This window comes from Pseudomonas sp. 5C2, from assembly GCF_034314155.1.
Taxonomy (GTDB): Bacteria; Pseudomonadota; Gammaproteobacteria; order Pseudomonadales; family Pseudomonadaceae; genus Aquipseudomonas.
On the sequence record NZ_JAVIWH010000002.1, the window covers coordinates 2,187,143 to 2,200,000 of the forward strand.

Genomic DNA, 12,858 nt, shown 5'->3' on the forward strand with positions numbered 1-12,858 from the left:
CATGAATGCAATCCCTCTTGAACACGGTCTGGCGGTCGCCGGCATCCTGTTCTGCCTCGGTCTGGTCGGCCTGATGGTACGGCGCAACATCCTCTTCGTGCTGATGAGCCTGGAGATCATGATGAACGCGTCTGCTCTGGCGTTCGTCGTTGCCGGTAGCCGTTGGGCGCAGCCGGATGGACAAATCATGTTCATCCTGGTGATCAGCCTTGCAGCCGCCGAGGCCAGTATCGGCCTGGCGATCCTGATGCAGCTGTATCGCCGCTTCCACACTCTCGATATCGACGCTGCCAGCGAGATGCGCGGATGAACCTTCTCTTTCTGACTTTCGTATTCCCCCTGATCGGTTTCCTGTTGCTCGCGTTCTCCCGTGGACGCATCTCGGAAAACCTTGCCGCGCTGATCGGCGTTGGCTCCATCGGACTGTCGGCCATCGTGACAGCCTGGATCATCTGGCAATTCAACGTCGCACCGCCTGAGGGTGGTCACTACACCCAACTGCTGTGGCGCTGGATGTCAGTGGACGGCTTCGAACCGAACTTCGCCCTGTACCTTGATGGTCTGTCCGTGACCATGATGGGTGTGGTGGTGGGTGTAGGCTTCCTGATCCACCTGTTCGCTTCCTGGTACATGCGCGGTGAGGCCGGTTACTCGCGCTTCTTCGCCTACACCAACCTGTTCATCGCCAGCATGCTGTTCCTGATCCTCGGCGATAACCTGTTGTTCCTGTACCTGGGTTGGGAAGGCGTGGGCCTGTGCAGCTATCTGTTGATCGGTTTCTACTACAGCAACCGCAACAACGGTAACGCCGCGCTCAAGGCCTTTGTCGTCACCCGCATCGGCGACGTGTTCATGGCCATTGGCCTGTTCATCCTGTTCCAGCAACTGGGTACGCTAAATATCCAGGAGCTTCTGGTGCGTGCACCGGAGCATTTCAGTGCCGGTGATTTCTGGATTGTGCTGGCAACCTTGATGCTGCTCGGTGGTGCGGTCGGTAAATCCGCGCAACTGCCGCTGCAAACCTGGCTGGCAGATGCAATGGCGGGCCCAACGCCTGTGTCGGCATTGATCCACGCCGCGACCATGGTGACCGCCGGTGTCTACCTGATCGCACGGACCCACGGTCTGTTCGAACTGGCACCCGATGTCCTGCATCTGGTCGGTATCGTCGGTGGCGTAACGCTGGTGTTGGCAGGTTTCGCGGCATTGGTGCAAACCGACATCAAACGTATCCTTGCCTACTCGACGATGAGCCAGATCGGCTACATGTTCCTGGCGCTGGGTGTGGGTGCCTGGGAAGGCGCGATTTTCCACTTGATGACTCACGCCTTCTTCAAGGCGCTGCTGTTCCTCGCGTCCGGTGCGGTGATCGTTGCCTGCCACCACGAGCAGAACATCTTCAAGATGGGCGGTCTGTGGAAAAAACTGCCACTGGCCTACGCCAGCTTCATCGTCGGTGGCGCTGCGTTGTCTGCCCTGCCACTGCTGACCGCCGGTTTCTACTCCAAGGATGAGATTCTTTGGGAAGCCTTCGCCAGCGGTAACCATGCGCTGCTGTATGCAGGCCTGGTCGGCGCGTTCATGACGTCCCTGTATACCTTCCGCCTGATCTTCATCACCTTCCACGGTGAAGCGAAGACCGAAGCGCACGCCGGTCACGGTATTGCTCACTGGCTGCCGCTGTCGGTGCTGATCATTCTGTCGACCTTTATCGGCGCACTGATCACCCCACCCTTGGCCGGTGTCTTGCCGCAGAGCGTCGGCCATGCCGGTGGTGAAGCCAAGCACAGTCTGGAAATCGCCTCGGGGGCCATTGCCATGGCCGGTATCCTGCTCGCGGCCATGCTGTTTCTCGGCAAGCGTCGCTTTGCTACTGCTGTCGCCAACAGCGCTCCGGGGCGGTTCCTTACGACCTGGTGGTTCGCGGCATGGGGCTTCGACTGGCTGTACGACAAGCTGTTCGTCAAACCTTATCTGATGATCAGCCATGTGCTGCGCAAAGACCCACTCGACCACACCATTGGTTTGATCCCGCGTCTGGTCAAGGGCAGTCATAACGCCCTGAGCCGCACCGAGACCGGCCAACTGCGTTGGTACGCTGCCTCAATGGCTGCAGGCGCTGTATTGGTGCTAGGCGCCATCGTGCTGGTTGCGGTCTGACATGAACCTTGCGAATTTGCGAAAGGAATTGAGCCCGTCATGATTCTGCCTTGGCTAATCCTGATCCCCTTTATCGGCGGCCTGCTGTGCTGGCTGGGTGAGCGCTTCAGCTCTACCCTGCCACGCTGGATTGCGCTGTTGACCATGTCTCTGGAACTTGCCCTCGGCCTCTGGCTGTGGACCCATGGAGACTTCCACTTTGCTCCGGCGCCTGGCGTCGACCCCACATGGGTTGTCGAATTCAAGCATCAGTGGATCGAACGCTTCGGCATCAGTGTGCACCTGGCCCTAGACGGCCTGTCGCTGCTGATGGTGTTGCTGACCGGCCTGCTCGGCGTGCTGTCGGTGTTGTGTTCGTGGAAAGAGATCCAGCGTAACGTTGGCTTCTTCCACCTCAACCTGATGTGGATCCTGGGCGGCGTGGTTGGCGTGTTCCTCGCTATCGACCTGTTCATGTTCTTCTTCTTCTGGGAAGTGATGCTGGTGCCGATGTACTTCCTCATCGCGCTCTGGGGTCATAGTTCATCGGACGGCAAGAAGACCCGGATCTACGCGGCGACCAAGTTCTTCATCTTCACTCAAGCCAGCGGCCTGATCATGTTGGTGGCGATCCTGGGTCTGGTGCTGGTCAACTTCAACACCACCGGTGTGATCACGTTCGACTACACCGAGCTACTCAAGACGAAGCTGGCACCCGGCACTGAATACATTCTAATGCTGGGCTTTTTCGTCGCCTTCGCGGTGAAGCTGCCAGTCGTGCCGTTCCACTCCTGGCTGCCGGACGCTCACGCTCAAGCACCGACCGCAGGTTCCGTCGATTTGGCCGGTATCCTGCTGAAAACAGCTGCTTATGGCTTGCTACGCTTCGCCCTGCCGCTGTTCCCCAACGCATCGGCAGAGTTCGCGCCCATTGCCATGACCCTGGGCCTGATCGGTATCTTCTATGGTGCGTTCCTCGCGTTCGCCCAGACCGATATCAAGCGCCTGGTCGCGTTCTCCAGCGTCTCGCACATGGGGTTCGTGTTGATCGGTATCTACTCCGGTAGCCAGCAAGCCCTGCAGGGTGCCGTGATTCAGATGCTCGCTCACGGCATCTCGGCAGCCGCACTGTTCATCCTCAGCGGCCAATTGTACGAACGCATGCACACCCGTGATATGCGCGAAATGGGAGGGTTGTGGTCACGCATCGCTTACCTGCCAGCGATCAGCCTGTTCTTCGCGGCCGCGTCCCTCGGCTTGCCTGGCACCGGTAACTTCGTTGGCGAGTTCCTGATTCTGATGGGCACTTTTGTCAGCGCGCCCTGGATCACCGCGATTGCAACGTCTGGCCTGGTACTCGGCTCGGTCTACTCGTTGATCATGATCCACCGCGCCTACTTCGGCCCTTCCAAGTCGGATGCAGTTCTGGCCGGGATGGATGCACGTGAATTGATCATGGTGCTGGGGCTGGCGGCACTGCTGGTCTGGATCGGCATTTACCCGCAACCGTTCCTCGATACCTCTGCCGCTACGATGCATGGCGTGCAGCAATGGCTCGGCACCGCCTTCACTCAACTTGCTTCGGCCCGGTAGAGCATTATGGACCTGACGATTCAACACTTTATTGCGCTTGCGCCGCTGCTGATTACCAGCGCCACGATTGTCGTGGTGATGCTGGGTATCGCTTGGCGTCGCAATCATTCGCAAACATTCCTGCTCACCGTGGCCGGACTCAACCTGGCACTCCTGTCGATCTACCCGGCGCTTAAAGTTGCGCCACTGGTGGTGACACCTCTGCTGAAAATCGATAATTTCGCCTGCTTGTACATGGCGCTGATTCTGGCCTCGACCTTGGCGTGCGTGACCTTGGCGCACGCCTATCTCGGCGAGAAGGCTTCGGGCTACCCCGGTAACCGCGAAGAGCTTTACCTGCTGATTCTGCTGGCGTCTGCCGGTGGTCTGGTATTGGTCAGCGCGCAACACCTGGCAGGCCTGTTCATCGGTCTGGAACTGCTGTCGGTGCCGGTCTACGGTCTGGTGGCTTACGCCTTTTTCAACAAGCGCTCACTCGAAGGCGGCATCAAGTACATGGTGCTGTCGGCCGCAGGGTCTGCATTCCTGTTGTTCGGTATGGCGCTTCTGTATGCCGAAGCTGGCAGCTTGAGCTTCAGCGGTATCGGTTTGGCCCTGGCGGCGACCGGCCTGCCTAGTCCGATTGCGACATTGGGCCTGGGCATGATGTTGGTGGGCCTGGCATTCAAGCTGTCACTGGTGCCATTCCACCTGTGGACCCCGGACGTTTACGAGGGTGCCCCTGCACCGGTGGCGGCTTTCCTGGCCACCGCGAGTAAAGTTGCAGTGTTCGCTGTCCTGGTGCGACTGTTCCAGATATCCCCGGCGGCCAGCAGTGGCGTGCTCCACGATGTGCTGGCGGTCATTGCAGTCGCTTCGATTCTGATCGGCAACCTGCTGGCGCTGACTCAGACCAACCTCAAGCGTCTGCTCGGTTATTCGTCTATCGCCCACTTCGGCTACCTGATGATCGCACTGGTTGCCAGCAATGGCATCGCAGTCGAGGCGATCGGCGTGTACCTGGTGACCTACGTGATCACCACACTCGGCGCTTTCGGTGTCGTCACCCTGATGTCCTCGCCTTACAGCGGTCGTGACGCAGACGCTCTGTTCGAATACCGTGGCCTGTTCTGGCGTCGTCCGTACCTGACTGCAGTGATGACCTTGATGATGCTATCGCTGGCGGGTATCCCGCTGACGGCCGGCTTCATCGGTAAGTTCTACATCATCACCACGGGCGTCGAGTCGCACCTGTGGTGGTTGTTGGGTTCGCTGGTCATCGGCAGCGCCATTGGCGTGTTCTATTACCTGCGAGTGATGGTCACACTGTACCTGGTCGAGCCCAAGCTGCACCGTCACGATGCTCCATTCAACTGGGCACAACGTGCCGGCGGTGTGATGCTGCTGGTGATTGCAGTCCTGGCCTTCGTTCTGGGTGTCTACCCACAACCATTGCTGGACATGGTGCAACACGCAGGCCTGCAACTGGTCAGCTGATACGTTGAAGTACAAAAAACCCTGCTCACGCAGGGTTTTTTTTTGCGAGAAATCTAGCCAGGCAAACGCATGGCCCACTTGGCCCGACAAACAAACCCCAGCGGCCACCACTGGCGCGATGACAAACCCGAACACCCCGAACGCCTTGCCAAATCATGCCGCTGAGCAGGATGTAAGCCGCCGTTCGATCAACCAGGTCATGGGGTATCGCGAAAGCGGGATAAGGCCGTTGCGGCCTTATCCCGAGCAGGTCAGATGCGGAACTGCCCAACCAGTTTGCCCAAGCGTTGACCCAGGTCTGCCAGACTGCGCGAAGTCTGTGCGCTTTGCTGGGTTTGGTCGGCGACACTGTCCACCGATTGGGCTATCTGATGCACGCTGCGGTTGATCTCTTCAGCCACTGCGGTCTGCTCTTCGGCGGCGCTGGCAATCTGCGCGTTCATTGAGTTAATCGTACCGATCAGCGCCGCAATCGTGTCCAGCGAGACACCTGCTTCATTGGCTCGCGCCGACGTACCATCGCCCGCCTCACTGGAGCGAGGCATGGAGTCTACGGCGCCCTGCGTGCCCAGTTGCAGACGATCGATCATGCCCTGAATCTGTTGGGTACTCTGCTGGGTCCGGCTGGCCAACGCACGCACCTCATCTGCTACCACGGCAAAGCCTCGTCCGGCCTCCCCTGCCCTCGCGGCCTCAATCGCCGCGTTAAGCGCCAGCAAATTGGTCTGATCAGCAATCGAGCGAATCACTCCGAGCACACTCACAATCGAAGACACATCATTCTGTAGGCTGTCCAAGGACGTGCCGCTGCTACGGATGTCATCAACCAACGCATGGATCTGCTTGATACTGCCATCCACCACACGCTTGGCCGCCTGGCCTTCCACGTCGGTCTGTTGGGCAGCTACTGCGGCGCCTTGTGCACTTTTAGCCACCTCATGAGCCGCTGCGGACATTTCGTTGATCGCGGTAGCTACTTGATCGGTTTCGTGACGCTGACGCTCCATCGCTTGCTCAGAGCGATGGGCCTGGTCGGATACTTCGCTGACCAATCCAGTCAGTTGCGTGGTCATTTCGGTAATTTGACGGACCATCCCATGAATTTTGTCGACGAAGCGGTTAAATGAGCTGGCCAGATCGCCTAACTCATCCCCGCTAGTGACCACCAGGCGACGAGTCAGATCGCCTTCGCCAGCGGCAATATCGTCTAGATTGGCTTTCATCAAACTCAATGGACGCACAATGGTGCCCGCCAGGACCGCCCCAACAATGGCAATCAACACCAGCAGCAGCAGAGCAACGCCGATGATGCTCAGCAATATCTCCTCCAGGCGCGCATCAACGTTCTTCTTGACCTCCATGACCTGAGCTTCGATCCCGTCCAGATTGACGGCGGTACCAATGACCATATCCCACTTGGGCAGGTATTCGGTGTAAGCGAGCTTGGGAATCAATACTTGAGAGTTGCCGGGCAACGACGACGAGTATTGTACGTAATGGGTGGCTGCCTTGCCGACCGCGACCAGTTCGCGGTTGACATAGACCCCATTGGGATCGCGGGCGTCTTTGAAGCTTTTACCAATGTCTTCCGGGCTGCTTCCCTTAAACAGACGTACCGCTTCCGAGTCGTAACCGAAGAAGTAACCGTCCTTGCCATAGGTAATAGTGGAAAGCATTTTCACCACCTGCGCTCGCACGGCCACGTCCCCAGGGGCCGCCGCGTCATACAAAGGCTTGATGGTACCCAGCGCGACGGCGACGTAGCTTTGCAGCGTGGCTTTGGTTTCGTTGAGCAGACGCTGTCGGGTGTCCTCGACCTCCTTTTTTGCCTGTCCCTGCAACATCAACACCGTGGTAGCGCTGATTACCAGAGCAAAAATCAACACCGGCAGGACTGCCAATGACAGTACTTTGGTCTTCAAATTAAGACGCATAAGTTTCCACTCTTATTGGTATTCCAATGTTTAGGTCGCAACGTTTTATTGGTTAGCGGCCCCAAACCTAAAAAGTTGAGAAGCGTCCGTCAGCTTTGTAGCCAAAAGCGTCTTTTATTGTCGGGATGAAGAAACAATGTGAATCGCAGATAGCGATAAAATCTCCCGCTCTATCCGCTGGAAAGACATCCCCATGTCGCTCAGTCAGCGTTCCATTCAATGGAAATTAACGGTGGTACCCGAGTGATCGAGCATCGTTCGCTCGGGAAGATCAATGTGTACCTGAAGCCCGCCCAGAGGGCTGGACAGCAACTTCAGCTGACCGCCCCATGCATCGACAATGTCACGCACGATACCTAGTCCCAAGCCGTGGCCGTTGACCTGTTCATCCAGCCGTGACCCACGGCCGAGCACCTCGTCGCGACGAGTCTCAGGAATACCAGGGCCGTCATCATCGATCAGCAAACAATAACTCTTCGACCGGTGCGTAATACTCAGGCGCACCACGCTGTCGGCCCACTTGCAGGCGTTGTCCAGCAGATTACCCATCAATTCAAGAAGATCCTCCCTATCCCATGGCAAACGCAGGCCGGGCGTAACCACCCAGCTCATTTCCAAGTGATCGCCATGGATCATACCCAGTGTTGCGAACAGCCCCGGCAACTCGGCGTCACAATCGAACTGCGCACCGGGCAAGGCGTCTCCAGACAGGCGTGCACGGTTCAATTCACGGGTCAGGCGCTGTTGAATCTGCTCCAGTTGTTCGCGCAACGTACTGCGCAAGGCTGGGTAAGCATCAAGCGTTTCACTGGCAGCCAGACTCACCAGCACCGCGAGAGGCGTTTTCAATGCATGCCCCATGTTGCCGAGAGCATTGCGTGAACGCTTGAGGCTGTCCTCGGTATGAGCGAGTAAGTGGTTGATCTGCGCAACCAACGGCTCAAGCTCTACCGGCACTTGATCATCAAGCTGTGAGCGCAGCCCCTGCTGCAACTGGGCGATCTGCTCTCGCGCATTCTCCAGTGGCCTCAGCGCACGACATACTGTGAGGCGCTGCAGGACGAGGATCAAAATCAACGCCGCACCCCCCAAACCCAGGCCAATTTGCTGCACACGCTGAAAGCTGGCTTCCACCGGCGTGTAGTCTTGAGCCACGGTAATGGAAATCACCTGTCCGAATCGACGGTAGTCCGCACGCAGAACCAGCAATGACTGACCGCTTTGTCCCAGCTCGAAATTGGTGTGCAGGCCCGGCGTTTCCGGGGTGGGGAACTCAATATCCCACAGCGAGCGGGAGCGCCAATGCCCTCCCGGAAAGTCGACCTGGAAATAATGGCCCGAATAAGGCTGCTGGTAGGCAGGTGTCAGGTGACGCTCATCCAGCTGAAGGCCTTCTGGACCCCGCGCAAGTGCTACCAACAGGTTCTGGCTTTCATTGCGCAGCCCTGATTCCAGGTAGCGCTGCAATCCCAGCTCAAACAACCACAAGCTGGTCTGAGCCAATACCAGCCCTATGATAAGCAGCACACTGATCAATCCCAGACTGAGACGAGCCTGTATGGACCTCACTCGACTTCCTCACCGAAGCGATAGCCTTGACCACGACGCGTCTCGATCACCGTGCGGCCAAGTTTGCGCCGCAGGTGATTGACATGAACTTCGATCACATTTGAGTCGCGTTCGCTTTCACCGTCGTAGAGATGCTCGGCCAAATGGCTTTTGGACAATATCTGCTCGGGATGCAGCATGAAGTAGCGCAGCAAACGAAATTCAGCTGCGGTCAGCTGAATTTCAACGCTGCCCTGGGCCACGCATTGACGGCCCTCATCCAGATGCAAACCCGCTGCCTCTAGCCTGGGCTTATTGGCCAGGCCATGTGACCGCCGCAGCAATGCTTGAATTCGCAGCTGTAGCTCTTCAGGGTGAAAAGGTTTGCTCAGGTAGTCATCGGCACCCGCCTTGAGCCCTTCAATGCGCTCAGCCCATGAGCCTCGGGCGGTCAGAATCAAGACCGGGGTAGCCAAACCACTGGCACGCCATTGCTGAAGTACGTCGAGACCCGGCAAACCGGGAAGCCCCAGGTCCAGGATAATCAAATCATAGGGTTCACTGCCCCCCTGATACACCGCGTCACGTCCATCGGCAAGCCAGTCTACTGCATAGCCCTGGCGTTTAAGCCCGGCGACCAGTTCATCTGCCAGCGGCACATGGTCTTCAACCAGTAACAGCCGCATCAATCATCTTCCTTGTCCTTTAATAATCGACTGTCGCGAGCGTCGAACTTCAACTCCCGAACCACACCTTCCACAGTCAGCAACTCTATGTCATAGAGGTATACGCCGTGTTTCTCCTCAAGCTCAGCCTCCAACAGCTTTGAGCCTGGGTAACGCCCCAGAGCTAGCCCTATCAGTTGATCGAGCGGCTGGATCACTCCTTGCTGGCGTAATTTCAGCGCTTCGTCCTGATCCAGGTCCCGCGCGCACAGCTCAGAGCAGAACAGAGCCAGGAGCAATGCGAAAAACCTGTAAGGATGCTCGCTTACTTTCATTACGTGTCCTGATGGTCCTTGAGAACCTGGCCGCTGGCGGCGTCCACTTCCACATCCCAATCAACGCCCTGCAGGTCACGCAGTTCGACCTGATAGACATGCTTGCCGTATTCCTCTTCAAGCCCGGTATCGGTAATCGCTGAGCCAGGGTGTTTAGCCAACGCGTCAGCATCAAGCTTTTCGAATGACTGAATAGTACCCGCATCTCTTAACTTCAACGCCTCACCCGGGCCTAAATCCCGAGCCAGGGCGATACCTGCGGTAAACGTAAGAGCTGCGACAGTGAGCAGTGCTGTGACGGCTTTCATATCAGGCCTCCTTAGAAATAAATGCTTTGCACGACTACAAAGATAAACAACTCAACTTAATTGAAGCTGAATTTATCTGGCCAGGTGCCATCATCCATCAGGCGTTCATGCAAGCAGCTTACAGCGTACTGGCCTGCGGTTTGTTTTAGCGCATAGGACAAACCATTGCTGCTAAACTGCTCGCCTGCTTTTATCGCCCTGGCGATAGCCACTTTCTAGAGTCGAATACACTGTGGAAATTTTCAAAGAGTTCACCTTCGAATCCGCACACCGCCTGCCCCACGTTCCTGAGGGCCATAAGTGCGGACGTCTGCATGGGCATTCATTTCGCGTGGCCATCTATTTGGCGGGAAAAGTCGACCCTCATACCGGTTGGATTCGTGACTTTTCCGAAATCAAAGCGATCTTCAAGCCTCTCTATGAGCGTCTCGATCACAACTATTTGAACGACATTCCGGGCCTTGAAAATCCAACCAGCGAAGTCTTGGCAAAATGGATTTGGGATCAGCTGAAGCCTTTGCTACCAGAACTCTCAGCCATTCGTATTCATGAGACCTGTACAAGCGGTTGTGAATACCGCGGCGACTGAGCTGAATTCAGCCATAAAAAAACCACCAGATAGGTGGTTTTTTTATGGCTATCGATTTTGTACCGCATGCAAGTGCAGGCTCTCGATGCGAGCGGACTGAAGCTTTTCGATGGTCGCCGTAAGCAACTCTTGAGCCCTATTTTCCTCGCACACAAACAAAACCCCTGTTTGCGTAAGCAAACAGGGGTTTCGGAATTTAATCTTGACGATGACCTACTCTCACATGGGGAAACCCCACACTACCATCGGCGATGCATCGTTTCACTGCTGAGTTCGGGATGGGATCAGGTGGTTCCAATGCTCTATGGTCGTCAAGAAATTCGGCTGCCGGATCGTCGTGCTTGCGCGCAACGGGCCAACTAATGGGGATGTGATAGATCTGTGGGTTGTTGCCAATTTTCGGTTTGTGTCGTCTTCACACACCGCAATCTGCTCTTTCGACGCAAATTGCTTGGGTGTTATATGGTCAAGCCTCACGGGCAATTAGTATTGGTTAGCTCAACGCCTCACAGCGCTTACACACCCAACCTATCAACGTCGTAGTCTTCGACGGCCCTTCAGGGGACTCAAGGTCCCAGTGAGATCTCATCTTGAGGCTAGTTTCCCGCTTAGATGCTTTCAGCGGTTATCTATTCCGAACGTAGCTACCCGGCAATGCCACTGGCGTGACAACCGGAACACCAGAGGTTCGTCCACTCCGGTCCTCTCGTACTAGGAGCAGCCCCTCTCAAATCTCAAACGTCCACGGCAGATAGGGACCGAACTGTCTCACGACGTTCTAAACCCAGCTCGCGTACCACTTTAAATGGCGAACAGCCATACCCTTGGGACCGGCTTCAGCCCCAGGATGTGATGAGCCGACATCGAGGTGCCAAACACCGCCGTCGATATGAACTCTTGGGCGGTATCAGCCTGTTATCCCCGGAGTACCTTTTATCCGTTGAGCGATGGCCCTTCCATACAGAACCACCGGATCACTAAGACCTACTTTCGTACCTGCTCGACGTGTCTGTCTCGCAGTCAAGCGCGCTTTTGCCTTTATACTCTACGACCGATTTCCGACCGGTCTGAGCGCACCTTCGTACTCCTCCGTTACTCTTTAGGAGGAGACCGCCCCAGTCAAACTACCCACCATACACTGTCCTCGATCCGGATAACGGACCTGAGTTAGAACCTCAAAGTTGCCAGGGTGGTATTTCAAGGTTGGCTCCACGCAGACTGGCGTCCACGCTTCAAAGCCTCCCACCTATCCTACACAAGCAAATTCAAAGTCCAGTGCAAAGCTATAGTAAAGGTTCACGGGGTCTTTCCGTCTAGCCGCGGATACACTGCATCTTCACAGCGATTTCAATTTCACTGAGTCTCGGGTGGAGACAGCGCCGCCATCGTTACGCCATTCGTGCAGGTCGGAACTTACCCGACAAGGAATTTCGCTACCTTAGGACCGTTATAGTTACGGCCGCCGTTTACCGGGGCTTCGATCAAGAGCTTCGCGTTAGCTAACCCCATCAATTAACCTTCCGGCACCGGGCAGGCGTCACACCCTATACGTCCACTTTCGTGTTTGCAGAGTGCTGTGTTTTTAATAAACAGTCGCAGCGGCCTGGTATCTTCGACCGGCATGGGCTTACGCAGTAAATGCTTCACCCTCACCGGCGCACCTTCTCCCGAAGTTACGGTGCCATTTTGCCTAGTTCCTTCACCCGAGTTCTCTCAAGCGCCTTGGTATTCTCTACCCAACCACCTGTGTCGGTTTGGGGTACGGTTCCTGGTTACCTGAAGCTTAGAAGCTTTTCTTGGAAGCATGGCATCAACCACTTCGTGTGCCTAAGCACACTCGTCATCAGCTCTCGGCCTTAAGATCCCGGATTTACCTAAGATCTCAGCCTACCACCTTAAACTTGGACAACCAACGCCAAGCTGGCCTAGCCTTCTCCGTCCCTCCATCGCAATAACCAGAAGTACAGGAATATTAACCTGTTTTCCATCGACTACGCTTTTCAGCCTCGCCTTAGGGACCGACTAACCCTGCGTCGATTAACGTTGCGCAGGAAACCTTGGTCTTTCGGCGTGGGTGTTTTTCACACCCATTATCGTTACTCATGTCAGCATTCGCACTTCTGATACCTCCAGCAAGCTTCTCAACTCACCTTCACAGGCTTACAGAACGCTCCTCTACCGCATCACCTAAGTGATACCCGTAGCTTCGGTGTATGGTTTGAGCCCCGTTACATCTTCCGCGCAGGCCGACTCGACTAGTGAGCTATTACG

General features: G+C 56.3%; 10 protein-coding genes, 2 rRNA genes and 1 pseudogene (1 of these 13 running past the window's edge). 5 read left to right on the forward strand and 8 right to left on the reverse strand.

Going from position 1 to position 12,858, the window contains the following annotated elements; all coding sequences use genetic code 11:
- The first annotated feature begins 1 nt into the window (after window position 1).
- Genes nuoK through nuoN form a run of 4 tightly spaced genes read left to right on the forward strand, consistent with a single transcriptional unit; the run spans window position 2 to window position 5,208 of the window.
- Complete coding sequence (gene nuoK / locus RGU44_RS10770; RefSeq protein WP_219064405.1) at window positions 2-310, forward strand: NADH-quinone oxidoreductase subunit NuoK; 309 nt, start codon at window positions 2-4, stop codon at window positions 308-310.
- A complete protein-coding gene (gene nuoL / locus RGU44_RS10775) occupies window positions 307-2,160 on the forward strand; it encodes an NADH-quinone oxidoreductase subunit L (RefSeq protein ID WP_322178402.1) in 1,854 nt (617 codons plus the stop codon). Before nuoK ends, nuoL begins: the two co-directional genes overlap by 4 nt.
- Window positions 2,161-2,199: 39 nt before the next feature.
- Complete coding sequence (gene nuoM, locus RGU44_RS10780) at window positions 2,200-3,732, forward strand: NADH-quinone oxidoreductase subunit M (protein ID WP_322178401.1); 1,533 nt, start codon at window positions 2,200-2,202, stop codon at window positions 3,730-3,732.
- Between the two features lie 6 nt (window positions 3,733-3,738).
- Window positions 3,739-5,208 carry an NADH-quinone oxidoreductase subunit NuoN gene (gene nuoN, locus RGU44_RS10785; protein WP_322217080.1) on the forward strand — a complete coding sequence of 490 codons (1,470 nt, stop codon included), beginning with the start codon at window positions 3,739-3,741 and terminating at the stop codon, window positions 5,206-5,208.
- 251 nt (window positions 5,209-5,459) lie between these two features.
- Here nuoN and RGU44_RS25030 read toward each other — a convergent pair whose 3' ends face one another.
- The 6 genes and pseudogenes from RGU44_RS25030 to RGU44_RS10810 form a co-directional block, all read right to left on the reverse strand.
- Window positions 5,460-6,302 carry a methyl-accepting chemotaxis protein gene (locus RGU44_RS25030; RefSeq protein ID WP_416194641.1) on the reverse strand — a complete coding sequence of 281 codons (843 nt, stop codon included), beginning with the start codon at window positions 6,300-6,302 and terminating at the stop codon, window positions 5,460-5,462.
- A 15-nt stretch (window positions 6,303-6,317) separates the two neighbouring features.
- Window positions 6,318-7,142, reverse strand: a pseudogene (locus RGU44_RS25035) (cache domain-containing protein); the annotation flags it as partial.
- 216 nt (window positions 7,143-7,358) lie between these two features.
- Entirely contained in the window at window positions 7,359-8,711 is a 1,353-nt protein-coding gene (locus RGU44_RS10795; protein WP_322178398.1) for an ATP-binding protein, read from the reverse strand.
- The gene (locus RGU44_RS10800; RefSeq protein WP_322178397.1) at window positions 8,708-9,376 is read right to left on the reverse strand and encodes a response regulator transcription factor; all 669 of its coding nucleotides are present in this window, start codon (window positions 9,374-9,376) and stop codon (window positions 8,708-8,710) included. Before RGU44_RS10800 ends, RGU44_RS10795 begins: the two co-directional genes overlap by 4 nt.
- The gene (locus tag RGU44_RS10805) at window positions 9,376-9,690 is read right to left on the reverse strand and encodes a peptidase (protein ID WP_322178396.1); all 315 of its coding nucleotides are present in this window, start codon (window positions 9,688-9,690) and stop codon (window positions 9,376-9,378) included. The genes RGU44_RS10800 and RGU44_RS10805 overlap by 1 nt, the downstream gene beginning before the upstream one ends.
- Complete coding sequence (locus RGU44_RS10810) at window positions 9,690-9,998, reverse strand: PepSY domain-containing protein (protein WP_322217084.1); 309 nt, start codon at window positions 9,996-9,998, stop codon at window positions 9,690-9,692. The genes RGU44_RS10805 and RGU44_RS10810 overlap by 1 nt, the downstream gene beginning before the upstream one ends.
- A gap of 232 nt (window positions 9,999-10,230) precedes the next feature.
- Between RGU44_RS10810 and queD the strand changes: the two genes are divergently transcribed.
- The gene (queD, locus tag RGU44_RS10815; RefSeq protein WP_322178394.1) at window positions 10,231-10,587 is read left to right on the forward strand and encodes a 6-carboxytetrahydropterin synthase QueD; all 357 of its coding nucleotides are present in this window, start codon (window positions 10,231-10,233) and stop codon (window positions 10,585-10,587) included.
- A 200-nt stretch (window positions 10,588-10,787) separates the two neighbouring features.
- On the opposite strand, the gene rrf is transcribed toward queD, so the two are convergent.
- Window positions 10,788-10,903, reverse strand: a 5S ribosomal RNA gene (rrf, locus tag RGU44_RS10820).
- 146 nt (window positions 10,904-11,049) lie between these two features.
- Window positions 11,050-12,858, reverse strand: a 23S ribosomal RNA gene (locus RGU44_RS10825); it runs 1,082 nt beyond the window's last position.

Bases quoted from the DNA above. Each gene is read 5' to 3' on its own strand.
- nuoK (WP_219064405.1), top strand. From the start codon at position 2: ATGAATGCAATCCCTCTTGAACACGGTCTGGCGGTCGCCGGCATCCTG.
- nuoL (WP_322178402.1), top strand. From the start codon at position 307: ATGAACCTTCTCTTTCTGACTTTCGTATTCCCCCTGATCGGTTTCCTG.
- nuoM (WP_322178401.1), top strand. From the start codon at position 2,200: ATGATTCTGCCTTGGCTAATCCTGATCCCCTTTATCGGCGGCCTGCTG.
- nuoN (WP_322217080.1), top strand. From the start codon at position 3,739: ATGGACCTGACGATTCAACACTTTATTGCGCTTGCGCCGCTGCTGATT.
- RGU44_RS25030 (WP_416194641.1), bottom strand. From the start codon at position 6,302: ATGGTCCGTCAAATTACCGAAATGACCACGCAACTGACTGGATTGGTC.
- RGU44_RS10800 (WP_322178397.1), bottom strand. From the start codon at position 9,376: ATGCGGCTGTTACTGGTTGAAGACCATGTGCCGCTGGCAGATGAACTG.
- RGU44_RS10805 (WP_322178396.1), bottom strand. From the start codon at position 9,690: ATGAAAGTAAGCGAGCATCCTTACAGGTTTTTCGCATTGCTCCTGGCT.
- RGU44_RS10810 (WP_322217084.1), bottom strand. From the start codon at position 9,998: ATGAAAGCCGTCACAGCACTGCTCACTGTCGCAGCTCTTACGTTTACC.